A 20177-nucleotide genomic window follows, 5' to 3' on the forward strand; every position below is an offset into this window, starting at 1 on the left:
TTACACCGTTTTTGAAAATGTTTTAGAGTTTGCGACATGTTTTTTCATATAAGCATCAAAAGGCATCGCAATATTTCTAATAAGTAGAGTTCCTGTTTGACTACACTCGATGAAGTCTTCATCCATAGTTAGCAAATCATCATCTCTAAATGGTTTTAGTGCTTCTATAGCATCAGCGAAGTAACTCTTAAACTCTATGTTAAATAATTTCTCAAACCTTTTTATATCTAGTTTGAAGTTACTCATAAGCTCCATGATAACGTATTGTCTGATTCTGTCATCCTCATTTAAGACAATACCTCGCTCAAATGGAAGCCTCCCATTATCAATGGCTTCTTCATACTCACCCATCACTTTAAAGTTTTGGTTATAACTATCAATACCCTCGCCTATAGAAGTAAGCCCCACTCCTATAAGATCTGCTCCGCCTTTAGTTGTGTAGCCTTGAAAGTTTCTATGAAGCTCACCTTTTTCTATGGCTTTAAACAGCTCATCTTCTGGCTTTGCAAAGTGATCCATTCCTATCATTCTATACCCATGAGAAGTTAAAAAGTCTATAGTGTATTGCATAATAGCAAGCTTTTCATCTGGAAGCGGAAGAGTTGTCTCATCTATCTTTCTCATAGTCTTTTTAAGCCATGGAACATGAGCGTAGTTAAAGACTGCAAATCTATCTGGGTCAAGTGTTAAAGCTAACTCTAATGTCTCTTTAAAAGTCTCTAAAGATTGGTATGGCAGACCATAAATAAGGTCAACATTAACTGAAATCATGTTGTACTTTCTTGCCAGATCCATCGCATCTTTTGTTATAGAGTATGGTTGGATTCTATGAATGGCAGTTTGGACTTTTTCATTAAAATCTTGTATACCAAAGCTCACACGATTAAAACCAGCTTCACTCATCACTCGCATCTGATCTTCATCGATATGCCTAGGATCTATCTCACAGCTAACCTCTGCATCTGAGCGAAAATTAGGAAAATAAGATTTTATCTCATTTATAATCTCTTTAAGTTGCGCAGCACTAAAAAAAGTAGGAGTTCCACCACCAAAGTGCATCTGCAGAACTTCACGTGAACAATCAAGATGTTTTGAGAGGATATTTAGCTCTCGCTTTAGGTAGTCTATATAACGAAGCATTTTGTCTTCTTTTGAAGTAAAAACAACATTACAGCCACAAAAATAACAAGCATTTCTACAAAAAGGAAGGTGAAAGTATAAGCTAATTGGGCGAGATGGATCTTGTGCCTCTAACTTTTGTATATACTCATCATATCCATAAGCATCACTAAACTCTAAAGCAGTTGGATAGCTCGTATAACGAGGTCCCGGTTTTGAGTATTTTAAAAATTTTGAAAAATCTAACATCTTTTATCCCTTAGCCTAATAATACATTTATGAAATTTTAAGCAATTATATCGTTATAAATTTAAAGCTAGTTAATGCTCAAATTTTCCTGCCAATCTTTGATAAACTTCGCTACCTACTAAAAGTTCAGCATGGGTTCCAGATGCAACAACTCTTCCTTTTTGCATCACTAAGATTTTATCAGCACTCTCTATAGTACTGAGTCTATGAGCTATTGTGATGGTTATCTTATCTTTTGTGTACTCATGAAGTGCAGCTTGGATTCTTTTCTCACTCTCATTATCGAGTGCAGAAGTTGCTTCATCAAAGAGCAAGAGTGATGAGTGTTTGTAGATGGCACGAGCGATGGCTATACGCTGACGCTGACCTCCTGAGAGGTTTGATCCAAACTCTTCCATCATAGTATTTACACCATTTTCAAGAGATGACACAAACTCTGATGCATCTGCTAATTTTAAGGAATTTTCTACTCTTTTTTCATCTATGGCTTGCCCATAAGCTACATTTGCAGCGAGTGAATCTTGAAAGATATAGATGCGTTGACTCACAAGAGAGATGTGATGCTTTAATGAGTCTTGGTTATACTCTTTTATGTTTTTGTTGTTTACTAAAATCTCACCCTCATCAGCATCATAAAAGCGAAGGAGCATATTTATAAAAGTAGATTTTCCCCCACCACTATCTCCTACTAAAGCTATATTTTCACCTTGCTTTATAGATATATTAATATCTCTTAATGCATAAATATCTTCATATTTTAAAGAAACATTATGAAATTCTATAGCTTTTATGTCCTCTCTTAAGAGAGTATCTCCATCTATGATTTTATTTTGAGTGTCAAGAATTTCAAAGACTCTCTCACTAGCTGCTACTGCATCTTGAATACGTCTATAGATGGAGCTGATTCGACGAATTGGCTGAAATACAAGTCCTACTGCGGTTAAAAATGCTGTAAACTCTCCAACACTCATTTGACCATCATAAACTTCTCTACCACCTACAAAAATAACTAAAGCGAGTCCAGTTGCACCGATAATCTCCATCATAGGTGAGACTATCTCCCCAACATATACAGCCTTCATATTTATCTTAAAAAACTTCCAGTTTTCACCACTAAAACGCTCAAGTTCATGCTTTTGTGTAGCATTTGCTTTTATAATCTCACTAGAGTTAAAAATCTCTGTAAGGCGAGTTATAACATCTGCACTCTTTTCTTGTGAACGATGAGAGTATTTTTTTAATTTATTTGCTATTAAAATCAAAGGGTATATAATTAAGGGAACAAGAACTAAGGAGTAAAATGAAAGCATTGGGTTTAAGTATGTAACATAAGCTACAAGGGCAATAACAGTCATGCTCTCACGAAAGAGTTCTGGAAGCATATTTGATACAAAATACTCTATGCGTCCGATGTCATTTATAACTCTAGATATCAGCTCTCCACTTCTGTTTTTATACAAAAAACCCATATCCATACTGATGATTTTTGCAAGAAGAATTTCTCTTAGCCTTGAGACAATATGCTGACCAATATAACTCATATAAACAGACTGTATATAACGTCCTAAAGCCTTTAAAAAGTAGATAGCAGTAAGTCCAAAAGGGATAAGATAGAGCATCTGCTCTTTTTTATCGATAAACATATCATCCATCAGAGGCTTCATAATGTGAGCAGTTGCAGTTGTAGCAGCAACCGTTAATATGATGCCAAATAAGACTAAAAGATATTGTAGTTTATACTCTTTTATATAGGGCCAAAAACGCTTTAAAACTTTTTTCAAAATATCTCCGTTAAATAATAACGCTATTTTACAATACTTACATAGATTTCAAGTTAATGACAATATGATTTTGTTAGAATTTCAATTTAATCCTCTGATTAATTTATAGCCTATAAAACTAAAGGGTAGTTCCAGTGTCATTTCCTATAATTCTTGTAAACCGTTTAACCAAATTTTTTGGAACAATCTCCAAATCCTTATGCTATCTATTTCATTTTATTTTTCCCAAAAAACGCTTTGAAATCCCAAAGATAAGTAAGCCTATTTTACCTTCAAATAAAACAACTAAAATCCCAAAAATTATTTGGCAAACTAACTATACTAATAGTGTAAGTTTACCTGTATATTTAAATTACCTATTTAACCGTCTTATGTCTTTGAGTTATGAATATCGTTATGTTAGTACAGAAGATAGACTGCAATACATGAAGACAAATGCATCTAAGGAAGTAAGTGATGCTTTTGAACAACTAACAGACGGTGCTTCACAAGCTGATTTTTGGAGAGTATTTGTTTTAAATGATATTGGTGGTATCTATATGGATATTGATGCTCATCTTGTATGGCCACTATCTAAAATAATAAAAGAAGATGACACAGAAATATTTTTACTAAATAAACAACATTTTACCAACTATTTCATAGCTAGTCAAAAGAACAATCCAGTACTAGAAAAAAGTATATCCATAATTGTACAAAATATAAAAAATAAAACTTTAGATGGTGGTGTTTATAGTTTAACTGGTCCTATGGTAATAAATAAAGCGATAGGAAATAGTAATGTTAATCATAGATATTACAAAATTACTTGCATTCAAGGTAGTTTTACAAATGAGTATTTTCAATATATTGACAAACCTAGAGGGAAATGGACTCATGCAAAAAATGAAGATCTTATAAAAAAGGCTAAAAAAATATGATAAAGAAGATTTTAGTAACTGGCGGAGCAGGATTTGTAGGGAGTCACCTTTGTGAGAGACTCTCTAGAGATGAGAGTAATGAGGTCTACTCACTAGACAATTATTTTACTGGCTCAAAAGACAATCATGTTCCAAATGTTACCTATATCGAGGGTTTAACCTCAGACATAGACAAACTTATCTCATTTGCACCAGACATAGTTTATCATCTAGGCGAGTACTCAAGAGTTGAACAGAGCTTTGATGATATAGATAAAGTTTGGAAGTTTAACAAAGATGGAATCTTCGCAGTCTTAGAATTTGTTAGGAAGCATGGATGCAAAATCCTCTATGCAGGAAGTTCTACAAAGTTTGGGGATGGAGGTCTTGGGCGAAGTGCATCTCCATATGCGTGGACAAAAGCTTCAAACACTGAACTCGTACAAAACTATGGAGCATGGTTTAATGTCCCCTATGCCATCACTTACTTTTATAATGTTTATGGACCAAGAGAGATTCAAACAGGAAAGTATGCAACTCTTATAGCTCTTTTTAAAGAGAAGATGAAAAACAAAGAAAAGCTCACAATTGTAAGCCCTGGAACTCAAAAAAGAAATTTCACTCACATAGATGATATTATAAATGGACTTATCTTAGTTGGGAAAAATGGTTACGGGGATGAGTTTGGCATCGGAAGTCCTGAGGCTTTTAGCATCAAAGAGATAGCTGAGATGTTTGGAGCAGAGATAGAGATGCTACCTGAGAGAAAAGGCAATAGAATGACAGCAGATGTAATGACTGCTAAAACTGAAGCTCTTGGGTGGAAGCCGACTCGTAGCATTAAAGAGTATATAGAAGAAGCAAAAGCAACCAATTGGAGGTAAAAGTAGACAAATGAAAGGTATAATTTTAGCGGGTGGAAGTGGCACTAGACTCTATCCCATAACAAAAGGTATTAGTAAGCAACTTGTTCCTATCTATGATAAACCTATGATCTACTATCCGCTCTCAGTGCTCATGTTAGCTGGCATCAAAGAGATTTTAATCATCTCTACTCCTCATGATTTACCTAGATTTGAAGATTTACTAGGTGATGGAAGTGATCTTGGGATGAGTTTTAGTTACAAAGAACAACCCACACCTGATGGACTTGCGCAAGCTTTTATCTTAGGCGAAGAGTTTATAGGAGATAGCGACGCTTGTTTAGTTTTAGGTGATAACATCTTTTACGGTCATGGTTTAACTAATCTTTTATCTCAAAGTGTTAAAAATGCAAAAGAGCAAAACAAAGCAACTGTATTTGGTTACTATGTAAAAGATCCTGAGCGTTATGGAGTTGCAGAGTTTGATACAAAAGGAAATGTTACATCATTAGAAGAAAAACCTACACATCCAAAATCAAACTATGCAGTTATAGGACTATACTTCTACCCAAACGATGTAGTAAAAAAAGCAAAACTTGTAAGCCCTAGTGCTAGAGGTGAGTTAGAGATAACAACTCTAAACCAAGACTATTTAGATGAAAATAGACTCAAAGTTGAGCTAATGGGAAGAGGTTTTGCATGGTTAGATACTGGCACACATGAGAGCCTTTTAGAGGCATCTTCATTTATTCAAACTATAGAAAATCGCCAAGCTTTAAAAGTTGCTTGCATCGAAGAGATAGCTTATGAGATGGGTTATATCTCAAAGAAAAAACTTCTTGAGCTAGCTGAACCATTAAAGAAAAACCAATATGGAGAGTATCTTATAAGAAGAGCTAAAGAGGGGATTTTAGAAGAATGAAATTTACAAGAACTAATATAGCTGATGTCATTATTTGTGAACCAGAAGTTCATGGAGATGCAAGAGGATACTTTGTTGAAACTTTTAGACAAGATAGGCTTGAAGAGTTTTTAGATTATAAGATAAAGTTCTGCCAGGACAACGAGTCTAAAAGCTCTCGCGGTGTTCTTCGCGGACTTCACTATCAACTAGCCCCCGCTGCTCAAACTAAACTTGTGCGTGTAATAAAAGGAAGGGTCTTAGATATCGCATTAGATATAAGAAGAGGAAGTCCAACTTTTGGCAAACATGTAGCAATTGAGCTAGATGCTAAAAGTAAAAAACAACTATTTATCCCTCGTGGCTTTGCACATGGCTTTGTAGTTTTAGAAGATGATACTATCTTTGCTTATAAAGTAGACAATTACTATTCACCAAAAAATGATAAAGGTATAGCTTTTGATGATGTAGATCTAGACATTGATTGGCAAATAGCGTATGATGAGCTAAAACTCTCACAAAAAGATACCAAACAACCAAAGTTAAAAGAAACAAACGATTTGTTTGAATATGGTGTGAATTACTATGCTTAATATTTTAGTAACAGGAAGTAATGGTCAGTTAGGTTCTGAGATAAGAGAGTTAATAAATGAGATTCCCAGTCAAGCTGAGAATGATGGAGAACTTACGTCATTTTGTGCTCCGACACGGAATCTAGCTGAGAATAATGAACATTACTTTTTTTTTACAGACAAAACGACACTAGATATTTCAGATAAAGAAGCTGTTAATAAGTTTATTGATATGAATAAGATAAACATCATCATAAACTGTGCAGCTTATACAGCAGTAGACAAAGCCCAGACAGATGAAAAAAATGCAGATGCTATAAATCATCAGGCAGTTAAGAATTTAGCACAAATCTCTAAAGAGAAAAGCATTAAACTTATTCATATCTCAACTGACTATGTATTTGATGGAACAAATCACAAACCATATAAAGAGGATAACGCTACAGCACCAAAATCAATCTATGGGAAAACTAAACTTGCTGGAGAAAAAGCCCTACAAGCTATAAACCCAAAAAATTCCATTATCATAAGAACTTCATGGGTTTACTCTTCTTTTGGAGCAAACTTTGTAAAAACTATGCTCTCTCTTGCTAAGAACAGAGATGAGTTAAGTGTTGTTTATGATCAAGTTGGAACTCCTACATATGCTAGAGATTTGGCTAAGACTATCTTAGAAATAGTTCCAAAAGTAAAAAATGAAAATGTAGAGATTTACCACTACTCAAATGAAGGTGTCCTCTCTTGGTATGATTTTGCAAAAGAGATTATGAAGATGACAAAAAGAGAGTGTACCATCCATCCTATAGAGAGCTTTAAATACCCTACACCAGCGCCAAGACCACACTTTAGCATCTTAAACAAATCAAAAATAAAAAAAGATTTTGACATAAATATTCCTTTTTACAAAGATAGCTTAGATGAGTGTTTAAAAGTTTTAGGAGAGAGAAGATGATAAAAACTGAGATTCAGAACAATGAGGCAGTAAATGCTAAGTAGTAAAAACATTTTAGTAACAGGGTGTGCGGGTTTTATCGGAAGTAATTTTGTACCCTACTTTTTAGATAAGTACCCAGAGTACAACATCATAAACCTTGACTTGCTAACATACGCAGGTGACTTAGAAAATCTAAGAGAGTGTGAGGACAACCCTAATTACAAGTTTATAACAGGTAATATCTGCAACCGTGAACTAGTTGAATTTATATTTAGAGAGTATGATATAAATGGTGTTATTCACTTTGCAGCAGAGAGCCATGTTGATAACTCCATCAAAAATCCAGGTCTATTTATAGAGACAAATGTAAATGGAACTTTCACACTTTTAGATGTAGCTAAAGAGTACTGGATGTATGAACCTTTTAATTATAAAGAGAGATATAAAGATGCAAGATTCCACCATATCTCAACAGATGAAGTCTACGGAACACTAAACGAAACAGATCTCTTTACAGAGAAGACTCCATATGCCCCAAACTCTCCATACTCAGCATCTAAAGCATCAAGCGACATGATAGTTAGAAGCTACCAAGAGACTTTTGGAATGAACACAGTTATAACAAACTGCTCTAACAACTATGGACCAAAACAGCACGATGAAAAACTCATCCCTACTATTATTAGAAAAGCACTAGCTGGCAAGAGTATTCCAATATACGGAGATGGCAAAAATGTTCGTGACTGGCTCTATGTACTTGACCACTGTAAAGGAATAGACTTAGTTTATCATACAGGTAAAGAGGGTAATGTTTATAACATTGGTGGGAGAAATGAAAGAACTAATCTTGAGATAGCAAATAAAATATGTGAGATATTAGATGAAAAATATCCACGTTTGAAATGCCATACAAAAAGAGATTCCGTGTTAGAGCAAGAAATGACGACAACCAGTCATCCTGAACTTGATTCAGGATCTAGCTATAAAGAACTTATAACTTTTATAGAAGATAGGGCTGGGCACGACAGACGCTATGCTATAGATGCTACTAAGCTAGAGAGTGAACTAGGTTGGAGAGCTGATGAAGACTTTAATAGTGGAATAGTTAAGACCGTTGAGTGGTATTTAGAAAAATTGGAGTTAAATAATGTATGAAAAAAAAGCAACAAACTATTTCCAGCATGCAAGAGTAGAGCTTTTAAATCTCATCCCAGTATCAAATAGAGAGGGTCATTTATTAGAAGTAGGAGCCGCGGAAGGCAATACTTTAATTTATGCTAAAGAACATGGTTTTGCTAAAGAAATATATGGTGTAGAGTTGTGTGAAATTGCTAACTCTAACCAAGATAGTAAGCTCTTATGTGAGTTTATTATTGGCAATATTGAAAATATGAAACTACCTTTTTTAGAATCTTCATTTGATGTTATATTATGTGGTGATGTGCTAGAACACTTAGTGGACCCATATACCACATTACAAAAGTTAAAAAAATACCTAAAAGATGATGGTGTTATAATTGCAAGCCTTCCAAATATTCGTGAATGGAAAACTATGAAAAAGATCCTATTTCAAGGTGATTTTAGATACGAAAACTCTGGTATTTTGGACAAAACCCACTTAAGATTTTTCACAAAGAAAAATATTATAGAACTCTTTGAAAATCAAGGTTTTTTTATAAAAAATATAATAAGTAGTAACACCACCTCTCCTTTAGGCTACTTAAAAAGGCTTAGGTTGTCTAGATTTATCATGAAAGTATTTTTTGAAGAACTTATAACTGACCAATACTATGTAGTTGCTTCAAAAAAAACCTCTAATATGTCTTAATACTTTTTAATTTTTACGAATTAACATTTTAGGCTACAATAAAAGTTTATAATAAAACTACTATTATATTTTACAAGGTAACTACTTGAACAAACAAAATACAGCAATCATATGCCTCTCTCCCAATAAAGGAGGGATGGAGCTTGACTCACTAAAGCTTGCTATTATGCTATCTAAATTTACTGAGATAACTTTAATTATAAAAGAAAAGCATTTTATACATGAGCAATGTTTAAACAACAGCGACTATATTAGTTTAAATTATAAAACCATATCTTTTAAATCTACTTTTAGCCCATCAATAATTTTTACTGTTAGAGATATAGTGAAAAAAAACAATATCAAAAATGTTATATTTTTAGGCGCCTCAGAACTTAAATCTTTATATTTTTCTTTTTTAGGACTTGATATAAACTTAATAGTAAGACATGGTACAACAAAGTCAACTCCAAAAAAAGACTGGTTTCATAAACTAATATACTCAGATGTAGCTTACCATGTCGCAATATCAAAACATCTATCAAAAAATGTAAAAGAGATAGTTCCCTTTGGTAAAAAAACTCAACTTGTAACTATATACCCATCTATGTCAAAAGAGATTTCGAATAAAGAGAAAATATATACTAGTGAGTTAAAACTTTTACATGTTGGCAGAATAGCACCAGGAAAAGGACTAAAAGAAGCACTTCAAGCTTGTAAAATTTTATATGACAATAAAATTGTCTTTTCTCTTAATAGCTATGGAAGTATGTTCGATACGTACAAAAATGAATTTGAATCCTTTTTACAAACACTTTCATACAAAAATTCTTTTAATCCTTGTGGTTTTACAAATAATATATATGATGAATATTCAAAGCATGATATATTTATATTTCCTTCAAAAGGTGAAGGTTTTGGTAATGTTATTATGGAAGCTATATCACATGGAATAATCGTTTTAGCTTTTAATAACACCGCGGTTACAAACTTTAAAGAGTTGGGATTTCATATACATCTAGTTGAAGATGCAAATATTAAAGCTTTAAGTAAAAAACTACTCTATATTGCTCAAAATTTAGACAAAGAAATAGATTTTGCTAAGGTAAATATTGAGCTTGCAAAAGAAGTTTTCACACAAGAGCGAGAACAAAACCAATATCTTCAACTGTTAGAATAAGTAGACTATTTAATCCATAACTTCAAAGCAAATCTACAAGAATCATACGAGTATGGGACCAGGTCCCTAGCTAGTTTTAAATAATATTTAGCTCGTGTAAAGTTTTTCTTTTTATAGTGTAAGCGAACACGAGTTAGATATAAAATACTTCTACCCTTTTTTATAGCTTCGTTTGAAGCCCCTTTTAAATTTTTTGCATAATCCATTGTATATAAAAGTGCATTAAAAAGTCGATATTGGGATCCGCTTTTAAATATCGACTCTGAATATACTCTATAACTTCCTAGCACTTCTGGGATTAAACAAACTTTTCCATATTGAGTTTTTATCATATGGGCTAAGGGGTCATGCAACATCAGACTATAGGGTATATTATAAAAATGTTCATCCAATGATATTTTTCTAAACATATTAGAACTATTAACAATATTATTTCTTACTATAATATTATTTATGCCTCCGACTGTACCTTTCCTTGCTTTCGTTTTACCAGTTATATTACCTTGCTTGTCAATTAAATGTACTATATGATGAACCATACTGCACTCAGGATGTTCATCTAAGAAATCAACTTGCTTTTGAAGCTTAGTTGGTAACATTAAGTCATCTCCATCTAAGTGTGCTATATATTCGCCCTTTGCTTCTTTTGTAGTCTCAATGTAGTTACCAGTATGTCCAAGATTATTTTTTCTGTATATAGGTTTAATAAGTTCCGGATATTTGTCTGCATATTCTTTTATTATTTGAGGTGTTTTATCAGTTGAAGCATCATCTCCTATAATGATCTCAAAAGGAACATCAAGTTCTTGAGTCACAATACTATCAAGCGTTTGTCTAATAAAATTTTCTTGATTATAGGTAATCACAGTTACACTTAGTTTTATAGTTTGCTTTTTATCCATGTATTTAATCCTTACTTATAAATATAATTGAAATGTCCCCAATAAACTTGACAATTACTAAACCAGTAAAAACCTACTTTTAAAGACTTTGAATTATACCTTTTTTCAAACTTATTTAGTGAAATATGATCTAATAATTATGTCTTCTTTTTAAATTCTAGATCAGTTGACACTCCAGCTCTGATTGCCCAGTTTTTTGCAATCTTTTACATGCATAACATTTAATATATCTTCCACTAAACAAACTATTGTTATTATGTCGTCTTCTATAAGGTTCCTCTATCCTAATATTTCTTATGGTTATGGCAACTTCTAATCCTTTTAGTTAACTATCAATTTGGGTTATTTAATAAAAATATATTTGGAAAATTTAAAATGATTAAAAACTTAGTAAAAAATATCGATTATAGTTCTTGTCTCAACTATCTTTTAATTCTTTACGCATTTTGCTTACCTATCTCAAAAGCAGGTGTTGTGACTATAGAGATATTATTAATTGTTTTTTGGCTACTAGAGGGTAATCTTAAGTATAAGTTAAAACAAATTATAAATAATCGTTTTTTAGTTGTTTTAGGTACTTTTTTACTTTTTAGTATTTTATCAGTACTTTGGAGCAGTGAAAAACTTTTCGCACTAGATTATATAAGAAAATATTGGCATTTATTAATAATTCCTATAATATTTACTTCATTAAAAAAAGAGTATCTCGATTATATTCTTTCATCTTTTTTAATAAGTATGCTAATTAGTGAGATAGTATCTTATGGTATATTTTTTGAAATATGGTCAAAAGAAGGAGTGCTTCCAAGTATTCCAAGCCCTTTTATAGGACACATTGACTATAGCATTTATTTAGCATTTACAGTATTTATACTTTTACATAAAATACTCTTTTCAACTAACTTAAAAATGAAAATAGTTTATACTATTTATATGCTAGGCTCTTTATCAAACTTGTTTGTAAATGGTGGAAGAACTGGTCAAATTGCTTTTTTTATATCTTTATTTGTAGTCGCATTATTAAACACAAAACATAAATTAAGAGCTATTATTGGCTCGATTATTGTTGGTGCAATTATCTTTACAAGTGCTTATAATCTCAGTCCTGTTTTTCATGATAGAATGAATTATACATATATAGATATGAAAAATATGGTAGAAAACAGTGATTTTACAGAATCTTTGTCCATAAGAGTTTCTCTTTGGATTATTGGAACGCATGTTTTTTTAGATAATCCAGCTATTGGAACAGGTGTTGGGGATGAAGCAAAATCTATAGATAAATATATAGAAAAATATAATTTTTTATATTTTAAAAACTTTGATAGTAACTATATAGATTTTCATAATACCTTTATTCAATATGCTGCACAACTTGGAATTGTTGGGCTTACCTTATTTATTGGTCTATTTATAGCTCTTTTAAGATTAAAGTTTAAATCAATTATATATAGAAATCTAAATGTTACCTTTATATCTTTATATATTTTATTATCAGCAGTTGGAGATAGTTTACATGTTATGGCTTCTATGATATTTTTTGCATTTTTTTCAGGGATTTTTATTGCTATTTCAAAATATGAATCAGACAATAATAGTGAAATAAGTCGATGTAAAACATAATGTCCTAAATATTTAACAGCTCTTTAGGAGTCGCTTTGTTATAATGGCGAAGTTTTTAACAAATAAGAGATTATTTTCTACTAAAAGTGACCTATATGAACTATAAAATAAACAAAGGGTTTGAAAAGTTCACACCCTTACTGCAAACAATACAAACAAATTTTGATTTAGTTGATGAAACGATTCACAAAGCTAGAAATGAACTCAAAATTATAAACTATGAAAAGAGTGATATTGTTGTTAAGTCATTTAAAGTACCTCATCTCATCAATCGTATTGTATACACTTTTTTCAAAGATTCTAAAGCAAAAAAATCATATGACTACGCACTTAAAATCGGAGAATTTACACCTAATCCTATCGGATATATTGAGTTCTTTACTTTTGGACTTTTACAAAAAAGCTATTTTCTTGCTGAGAAATTCTCTTATGATTTTACAATAAGAGAACCTCTGCTTGATAAGAATTTCTCAAAAAGAGAAGAGATTTTCCAAGCCTTTGCAAGGTTTACTTTTTTGCTACATGAAGCCAAAATCTTTCATCAAGATTATAGTCCTGGAAACATACTTATCAAACAAGTAGATGATGATTTTATATTTAAAATAGTCGATATCAATCGAATGAAATTCATCTCTTTGTCACTTGCTAAACGATTACAAAATTTCTCAAAACTGTGGGCTAGTGATGATGATTTAACTATAATGATAAAAGAATACGCCCACTGTATGAACGAAAATGAAGAGAAATCTATCCAAATGGCACTCTTATATTCTAAAAAACATAAAGCTAAAATCAATATGAAAAAAAGACTAAAAGGGATAGAAATTGTTGACTAGCATAATGTACCATCATGTAAATAGTGATAGATGCAGTAATAATTTAGAGATTTTTGAAGCACATCTACAATATATTGCACAAAACTATACCTCTGTGTTTCCTGGTGAAGAGCTAACTGCTAAAAGTGTTTGCCTAACCTTTGATGATGCTTATGCTGATTTTTACTATTTTATCTTCCCTCTGCTAAAGAAGTACAACTTAAAAGCTCTTTTGGCGGTGCCTACAAAATATATATTAGAAGACACAAACTATACACAAGATGTTAGACTAGGCTTTGAGCATAATGACCTGTTTCATAACAGTGCCAAAGCAACTTTTTGCACCTTTGTAGAGTTACGAGAAATGATTGATAGTGGATTAGTTCAAATTGCTTCACATTCACATTCACATACGAATCTACTCGAAGACAATGTTGATTTAGAAGAAGAGTTAGTTACATCTAAACATATTTTAGAAAAGGAACTAAATATAAAAGTAGATAGTTTCGTTTTTCCTTTTGGTAAGTATAGTGATGATATTGCAAAAGAAGCTCATAAGCATTATAAGTATCTTTTTAGAATTGGTAACGCTCTTCACAAGGATTTTCGAGGAATCAAAGGTATAATTTACCGAGTTGATGGAGATAATCTTAGCAAAATTGATTCACTGTTTTCATTTAAAAATAGATTAAAATATCACTTCAAAGCTTTTGTAAAAAGATTTTAGGATTATCATGAATATAAGCGTAGTAGTACTAGTAAAAAACAATGAAGACACCCTTTTTAAAACACTAAAAAGCTTAAAAGGCTTTAATGATGTGGTGGTATATGATAATGGCTCAACCGACAATAGCATAGAGATTGCAAAATCTTTTTCCAATGTACATTTAGTTCAAGGTGAGTTTAAAGGTTTTGGTTGGACTAAAAATCAAGCCGCAAGTTTTACTAAAAATGACTGGGTACTCATTATAGATAGTGATGAAGTGGTGGATAACGAACTTTTCAAAACTCTCACAACAGCCAAGCTCAATTCAAATACAGTTTACAAACTTAATTTTAAAGCCTTTTATAAAAATATACAAATCAAACATTGTGGCTGGAACAACCAAAAAATCAAACGACTTTATAATAAAAAAATCACACACTACAACAGTAACGATGTTCATGAGGACATCATTACTGATGGGCTAATTACAAAAGAGCTCCAAGGTAGTGTTGAGCACTACAGTTATCATACTATTTCGCAATTTATAAAAAAAGCAGACCACTATTCTACACTTTTTGCAAAAAACAATGTTGGCAAGAAAAATTCCTCCCCAGCTAAAGCATTTTTCAATGGAGCCTACTCTTTTATAAGAACATATATATTTAAGCGTGGCTTCTTAGATGGCTATGTAGGGTTGATAATTGCATTTTCTCATATGACTACAAATTTTTATAAATATATCAAACTATATGAGCTCAACAAAGAGCAAAAGTTATTGATGAGTATTAAAGATTAACCCGCACCTAAACTTCTAATTCTTCTCTCTAATACGTTAATGTAGCCTAAATCTACGAGTCGCCTCCCTCCTCCTCTATTTAAATAATTTGGCAGCAACAATAACGCTTGCTTTCATATCCTTACTAAAACATTTTTTAGCTCTTGAAATTGTTTGTATGCATCAAAGAGAATCGATGCTTTTTTTGCACCAGCTTTTGCAAGACTATCTCTTAATGCTTTATCACTATAGAGTAACTCAAGTTTTTTAGCTAAATCATGTGAGTCATTAGTTTTAAATAAAAGTCCACTCTTGTTATTATCAATAATCTCTAAAGGTCCGCCACTATCACTTGCCACTACAGCTATTTCGCACTGCATTGCTTCTATTAAAACTAAACCAAAAGTTTCTCTATCTGTTGCTAAAACTATTACATCACAAGCTTGCATAAGTTTTTGGACTTCTCTTGTAAAACCTGTAAAGACTATTTTATCTTTTATAGCATCTTTTTCTATGCCACTTTTCAAAGAGCTTAAATAGCCATCACTCATAGTATGTCCTATAATAAGAGCTTTTGCATCTATGTTTTTACCTGTGAGTTTTTTAATGGCATCTATTACTAAGTATTGTCCTTTTCTCTCTTCTATTCGCCCTACTATTCCGACTATAAATGATTTTTTCAAACTATATTTATCACAAATACTTTCTATCTCTTCGTCACTTATTATTGATGGCTTTTTAGCACCCATATATAGAACTTCAACCTTTGGTCTTACATCGATTGGAACAAACTTTTCTATTTGCTCTTTAACTTGACTTGTAACAGCAAGCATTAAGTCTATATTTTTATATAAAAACCTATGATAAAAATCATCTTTAAATCTAGTCATTGTCATATTTCTAGTTTGTATAAGTTTAGGATTTTGTTTTGAAATAAGTTTTGCTAAAACAGCTACTGGTATATCTTTTGTCCAGTGAAGATGCACGATAGTTATATAGTTATCATCTATAATTTTTGCCAATTTTTTAGCAGTAAAAAAAGTAAGTAAGGTTGAACTTCTTTTTATTTTTTCATATTTATGCTGGGTATCTTTATAATACTGCTCTAGTTTTCCTGACTCATTTATAACACTTACTACATCCATCTCACTTTCATGCAAATAGTGAGATGCTCTAACCATATATAGCTCAAGTCCACCAATATCTGGAGATAAACAAAGCTCTAAAATTTTTCTCAAAAATACACCCCAAAAAATTAATGCGGTTATAGTATCATTATTTTAATATAATCCTACTTATGGGATATGTATGAAATGGATGCTCTTTAGAAAGTTTTTTTAAGATTTTATAGTAAATATTTCAAACTTTATAAACTAAATAAAGAGTAAAAATAGACTAAATTTTTTTTAGGATATTTAAAACTTTTTTAAAAAGAATCTCTCTTTTTTTTTTATCAAGTGGTATCATAAAATTCTGCTGCAACTCTTCATCTCCAATACCTCTCCATCTCTTAGAACTCGCAAAAAGAGTGTCTGCAAAAAATGTCATCGTTGGTGTGCCAACAAGAGATGCTAAGTGATAAGTTCCTGTTGAAGTGCTTACAAAGAGTCTAAAGTTACTTATGAGTTTTGCAAAATAGTTAACGCTCTCTTGTGAGAAGTAACACACAACATTGTAGTTCACAAATCTGTTTTGCATCTCTTCATATAGCTCTTTTTCATCTGGTCCAAAAGTTAGTACGACTTGGTATCTATTTTCTATCAAAACTGCATGTATAAGCTCTTCATACTCATCTAAAGTCCAGTTTGCATCAGATGAACCACCAAAGCCTACATGAAAAGCAATGACCTCTTTTTCGATATCATTATTTATACAAAATATCTTATAAATATCTTTTGCATCACTAAACTTTAAAAGAGGTTTTTTATAGCTCAAATCTATATCACTAAAGAGTTCCTTAGTCAGTTCTAAGTTGTACTCAAACTCCGCCATCTTAACTTCGCTACGTCTCTGCCTTACCCTATGAGTATAGAAAATCTGGGCTATTTTTGTTGCAGGGGCAATCCGTTTTGGGATGAGAGCTAGTGCTTGTGCAAAAGCTATACGAGTGTTTGAGAAGAGAGTAATACTTGCATCTATATTTAACTTACGAAGATTAGATGCAAAGCTCAAAATATTCTCACCACTATCAACTACAACCTCATCTATAAACTCACATGAGAGTGCCAAATTTTTGTTTAGTGGAGCTACACAAACGATAATTTTGTTATTAGGATTGTGCTTTTTTAACGCGTAGATGCAAGGGAGTGCCGTTACAAAATCTCCTAACTTATCGGTTCTACAGACTAAAATATTCAAGGCTTAGTTCACACCTATTTGAATATACTCAAAACCATACTCTTGCATCTTAGCTTTGCTAAACTGATTTCTTCCATCAAAGAAAACTGCCTCTTTAAGTAGTTCTTTCATCTTTTGAAAATCAGGACTTCTAAACTCTTGCCACTCAGTAACTAAAATGAGTGCATCTGCATTTTTAAGTGCATCATACTTTGCGTCCACATAAGAGACGTTATCATTACCCTTTAAGTAAAAACTCTCAGCCTCATATCTGGCTTTTGGATCATAAGCTACAACTTTTGCACCTCTACTAGTTAGCTCATTTATGATAGTAATAGAGCTTGCTTCTCTCATATCATCTGTCTCAGGTTTAAAACTAAGCCCCCAAACACCAAAGGTTTTTGTGCTTAAATCTTCTCCATGTTTTGCTATAACTTTGTTAGAGATTACATACTTTTGGTCTAAGTTTACTGCTTCAACTGCATCTAGTATTCTAGGGCTATATCCAAAATCTTTAGCAGTTTTAGCAAGCGCTTGAACATCTTTTGGAAAACAGCTCCCTCCATAGCCACAACCTGGATAGATAAAGCTATAACCGATGCGAGAATCACTTCCTATACCGTTTCTTACCTTATTTATATCTGCTCCAACTCTCTCACAAATCTGGCTCATCTCATTTATAAAAGATATCTTGGTCGCTAGCATCGCGTTTGCAGCGTACTTTGTCATCTCAGCTGACTTTATATCCATAGCAATAAAACGGTCATGATGCTTCATAAAAGGAGCATATAACTCTCTCATAATATTCATTGCTTTTTCATTATCAGCACCGATAACTACACGATCAGGGTGTAAAAAGTCTTTTATAGCAGCACCCTCTTTTAAAAATTCAGGGTTGGAGACTACATCAAACTCTATATCTACACCTCTAATATCAAGTTGCTCTTGTATAGTAGCTCTTACTTTCTCGGCAGTTCCAACTGGAACAGTTGATTTGTCAACTATCACTGTGTAGTCCTCTATAGATTCACCTATGGTCTTTGCAACTGCTAAAACATATTTCAGATCCGCACTTCCGTCTTCACCCATAGGAGTTCCAACTGCTATAAAAATTATCTTAGACTCTCTAATAGCCCTAGTTGCATCTGTTGTGAAGTTTAGAGTTTTGTTTTTGTAATTTTCTAGCGTCATTTCTTCTAAACCAGGTTCATAAATTGGGATAATACCCTGCTTTAGCTCTTCAATCTTCTTTGCATCGATATCAACGCAAACGACTGAATTACCCATCTGAGCAAAGCAGACTCCACTAACCAAACCTACATAACCAGTTCCTATAACTGAAATCCTCATCAACAATCCCTAAAAAATTTAATTTAGGGATTTTACCTTAAAAAGGTTATAATCCGCCTTATTTAAAAATTTAAAATGGATGAAAAAAGATTGAAAAAACCTTTTGAGTGGGATGAGTATTCCGACCAACCAGCGCAACTAAAAGATAGAGTTTTTAAAACAAAAATGCGAAAGAGAGAGTTTTTCTCTTTTTTTAAAACATTTCTTATCTCACTCTTTGTATTTCCCATCTCCATAATTGCTATGCCCTATATACGAAGAAAACATGTAGCATCAAAGAGTTTTTTTTCCATGGGAGTTGATTATCAAAGAGAGAGTATAGAGAGCTTAAAACTCTTAGATGAGCTTGGAGTTGAGAGAATTTTAGTTAGACTTAAACTTTGGGAGCTTGATACTATACCTGAGTTAAAAGAGTTTCTAAAAAAAAATAAAAAGAGAAAAGTCATCTTAAAAATTCTTCAAGATAGAGAACATATAAAAGATTTAGAACTCTTAGAGAGAGACTTAAGAGCTATCTTTGCATCTCTTGATAGGCTTGTGGATATTTATGAGATTGGCTCAACCATCAACAGAGCTAAATGGGGATTTTTTAGTGTTGATGAGTATAACCGTTTTTATAAAGTAGCTTATGATTTAAAGAAATGTGAGTTTAAACATATAAAGCTTATTGGCAGTGGAGTAATAGACTTTGAATTTCATTTTTTAGCTCACACTCTTTTTAATTTTTTTAACTACAAGTATGATGGCGTAGCATCTTTACTCTATGTTGATAGACGCGGTGCACCTGAGAATACTCAACTAGGCTTTAATCTCTCAGATAAAATAGCTTGGCTTAGTACAATGGTTTGGCTCTCTTTAAAGAGCAAACATGCACTACACATAACAGAAGCAAACTGGCCCATCAGCAATACTGCACCATACGCACCAACAAGCGAATTTGAGTGTGTTAGTGAAAAACTTTATGCTGAGTATATGCTAAGATATCATCTTCTAGCTTTTGCATCTCAGCAGGTTGATTCTCTCTCATGGCATCAGCTTATTGCTGCTGGTTATGGTTTGGTTGACAACAGAGAAGGACTTAGAAAAAGAGAGGCTTTTGAAGTCTATAGGTTTATGGTTGATAACCTAAAAGATGCACAGTTTTTAAGGCTTGATATAAAAAGAGGCTACTATATATTTCAATGTTTAGTAGAAAATAAACTACTACAAATCCACTGGTCGCTAAAAGATACTACTCTAAAAAATGAAGAGTACTTTAGTGTCTACTCAATGACTGGCCTCGCGATACAAGACAAAACTCTTAATATTGGCTCATCACCACTATATATATACATCAATGACTCGGTATAATTGCGAATATGAAT

At 32.4% G+C, this 20177-nt stretch carries 19 protein-coding genes; 13 read left to right on the forward strand and 6 right to left on the reverse strand.

Annotation, left to right across the window (positions count from 1 at the left end):
• Both hemN and M947_RS21655 read right to left on the reverse strand, forming a co-directional pair.
• Positions 1 to 1368 (reverse strand): oxygen-independent coproporphyrinogen III oxidase, encoded by a 1368-nt coding sequence (gene hemN / locus M947_RS21650; protein WP_021288251.1) that lies wholly within the window; start codon positions 1366 to 1368, stop codon positions 1 to 3.
• Between the two features lie 71 nt (positions 1369 to 1439).
• The gene (locus tag M947_RS21655; RefSeq protein WP_021288252.1) at positions 1440 to 3149 is read right to left on the reverse strand and encodes an ABC transporter ATP-binding protein; all 1710 of its coding nucleotides are present in this window, start codon (positions 3147 to 3149) and stop codon (positions 1440 to 1442) included.
• Positions 3150 to 3283: 134 nt separating this feature from the next.
• Between M947_RS21655 and M947_RS0112090 the strand changes: the two genes are divergently transcribed.
• The 8 genes from M947_RS0112090 (at position 3284) to M947_RS21690 (ending at position 10305) form a co-directional block, all read left to right on the forward strand.
• Positions 3284 to 4069: a glycosyltransferase family 32 protein gene (locus M947_RS0112090; protein WP_031348120.1), complete on the forward strand. Its 786-nt coding sequence runs from the start codon at positions 3284 to 3286 to the stop codon at positions 4067 to 4069.
• Complete coding sequence (locus tag M947_RS21660; protein ID WP_021288254.1) at positions 4066 to 4932, forward strand: NAD-dependent epimerase/dehydratase family protein; 867 nt, start codon at positions 4066 to 4068, stop codon at positions 4930 to 4932. Before M947_RS0112090 ends, M947_RS21660 begins: the two co-directional genes overlap by 4 nt.
• A 10-nt stretch (positions 4933 to 4942) precedes the next feature.
• Complete coding sequence (gene rfbA / locus M947_RS21665) at positions 4943 to 5833, forward strand: glucose-1-phosphate thymidylyltransferase RfbA (RefSeq protein ID WP_021288255.1); 891 nt, start codon at positions 4943 to 4945, stop codon at positions 5831 to 5833.
• Complete coding sequence (rfbC, locus tag M947_RS21670; protein ID WP_021288256.1) at positions 5830 to 6405, forward strand: dTDP-4-dehydrorhamnose 3,5-epimerase; 576 nt, start codon at positions 5830 to 5832, stop codon at positions 6403 to 6405. The genes rfbA and rfbC overlap by 4 nt, the downstream gene beginning before the upstream one ends.
• A complete protein-coding gene (rfbD, locus tag M947_RS21675; protein WP_021288257.1) occupies positions 6398 to 7336 on the forward strand; it encodes a dTDP-4-dehydrorhamnose reductase in 939 nt (312 codons plus the stop codon). The genes rfbC and rfbD overlap by 8 nt, the downstream gene beginning before the upstream one ends.
• Positions 7337 to 7369: 33 nt before the next feature.
• Complete coding sequence (gene rfbB / locus M947_RS21680) at positions 7370 to 8473, forward strand: dTDP-glucose 4,6-dehydratase (RefSeq protein ID WP_021288258.1); 1104 nt, start codon at positions 7370 to 7372, stop codon at positions 8471 to 8473.
• Positions 8466 to 9146, forward strand: coding sequence for a class I SAM-dependent methyltransferase (locus M947_RS21685; RefSeq protein WP_021288259.1), 681 nt, complete (start codon positions 8466 to 8468; stop codon positions 9144 to 9146). The genes rfbB and M947_RS21685 overlap by 8 nt, the downstream gene beginning before the upstream one ends.
• Before the next feature lie 325 nt (positions 9147 to 9471).
• Positions 9472 to 10305: a glycosyltransferase gene (locus M947_RS21690; protein WP_162139354.1), complete on the forward strand. Its 834-nt coding sequence runs from the start codon at positions 9472 to 9474 to the stop codon at positions 10303 to 10305.
• Positions 10306 to 10310: 5 nt separating this feature from the next.
• Here M947_RS21690 and M947_RS0112095 read toward each other — a convergent pair whose 3' ends face one another.
• On the reverse strand, positions 10311 to 11207 hold the full coding sequence (locus M947_RS0112095; protein WP_021288261.1) for a glycosyltransferase: 897 nt from the start codon (positions 11205 to 11207) through the stop codon (positions 10311 to 10313).
• Positions 11208 to 11582: 375 nt separating this feature from the next.
• Here M947_RS0112095 and M947_RS21695 point away from each other — a divergent pair, with 375 nt between their 5' ends.
• The 4 genes from M947_RS21695 (at position 11583) to M947_RS21710 (ending at position 15147) form a co-directional block, all read left to right on the forward strand.
• Positions 11583 to 12830 (forward strand): O-antigen ligase family protein, encoded by a 1248-nt coding sequence (locus M947_RS21695; protein WP_021288262.1) that lies wholly within the window; start codon positions 11583 to 11585, stop codon positions 12828 to 12830.
• Between the two features lie 95 nt (positions 12831 to 12925).
• Positions 12926 to 13666 (forward strand): hypothetical protein, encoded by a 741-nt coding sequence (locus M947_RS21700; RefSeq protein ID WP_021288263.1) that lies wholly within the window; start codon positions 12926 to 12928, stop codon positions 13664 to 13666.
• Entirely contained in the window at positions 13656 to 14372 is a 717-nt protein-coding gene (locus M947_RS21705) for a polysaccharide deacetylase family protein (protein WP_021288264.1), read from the forward strand. The genes M947_RS21700 and M947_RS21705 overlap by 11 nt, the downstream gene beginning before the upstream one ends.
• Positions 14373 to 14379: 7 nt before the next feature.
• A complete protein-coding gene (locus M947_RS21710; protein WP_021288265.1) occupies positions 14380 to 15147 on the forward strand; it encodes a glycosyltransferase family 2 protein in 768 nt (255 codons plus the stop codon).
• A 113-nt stretch (positions 15148 to 15260) separates the two neighbouring features.
• Here M947_RS21710 and M947_RS21715 read toward each other — a convergent pair whose 3' ends face one another.
• The 3 genes from M947_RS21715 to M947_RS21725 all read right to left on the reverse strand — a co-directional run bounded on the left by M947_RS21715 (position 15261) and on the right by M947_RS21725 (position 18813).
• Positions 15261 to 16364: a glycosyltransferase family 4 protein gene (locus M947_RS21715; RefSeq protein WP_021288266.1), complete on the reverse strand. Its 1104-nt coding sequence runs from the start codon at positions 16362 to 16364 to the stop codon at positions 15261 to 15263.
• Positions 16365 to 16521: 157 nt separating this feature from the next.
• On the reverse strand, positions 16522 to 17484 hold the full coding sequence (locus M947_RS21720; protein ID WP_021288267.1) for a glycosyltransferase family 9 protein: 963 nt from the start codon (positions 17482 to 17484) through the stop codon (positions 16522 to 16524).
• 3 nt (positions 17485 to 17487) lie between these two features.
• Entirely contained in the window at positions 17488 to 18813 is a 1326-nt protein-coding gene (locus tag M947_RS21725; protein ID WP_021288268.1) for a UDP-glucose dehydrogenase family protein, read from the reverse strand.
• Between the two features lie 90 nt (positions 18814 to 18903).
• Between M947_RS21725 and M947_RS21730 the strand changes: the two genes are divergently transcribed.
• Positions 18904 to 20163 (forward strand): hypothetical protein, encoded by a 1260-nt coding sequence (locus tag M947_RS21730; protein WP_031348123.1) that lies wholly within the window; start codon positions 18904 to 18906, stop codon positions 20161 to 20163.
• Positions 20164 to 20177 lie beyond the last annotated feature (14 nt).

The sequence above is a fragment of the Sulfurimonas hongkongensis genome (genome assembly GCF_000445475.1).
Taxonomy (GTDB): Bacteria; Campylobacterota; Campylobacteria; order Campylobacterales; family Sulfurimonadaceae; genus Sulfurimonas; species Sulfurimonas hongkongensis.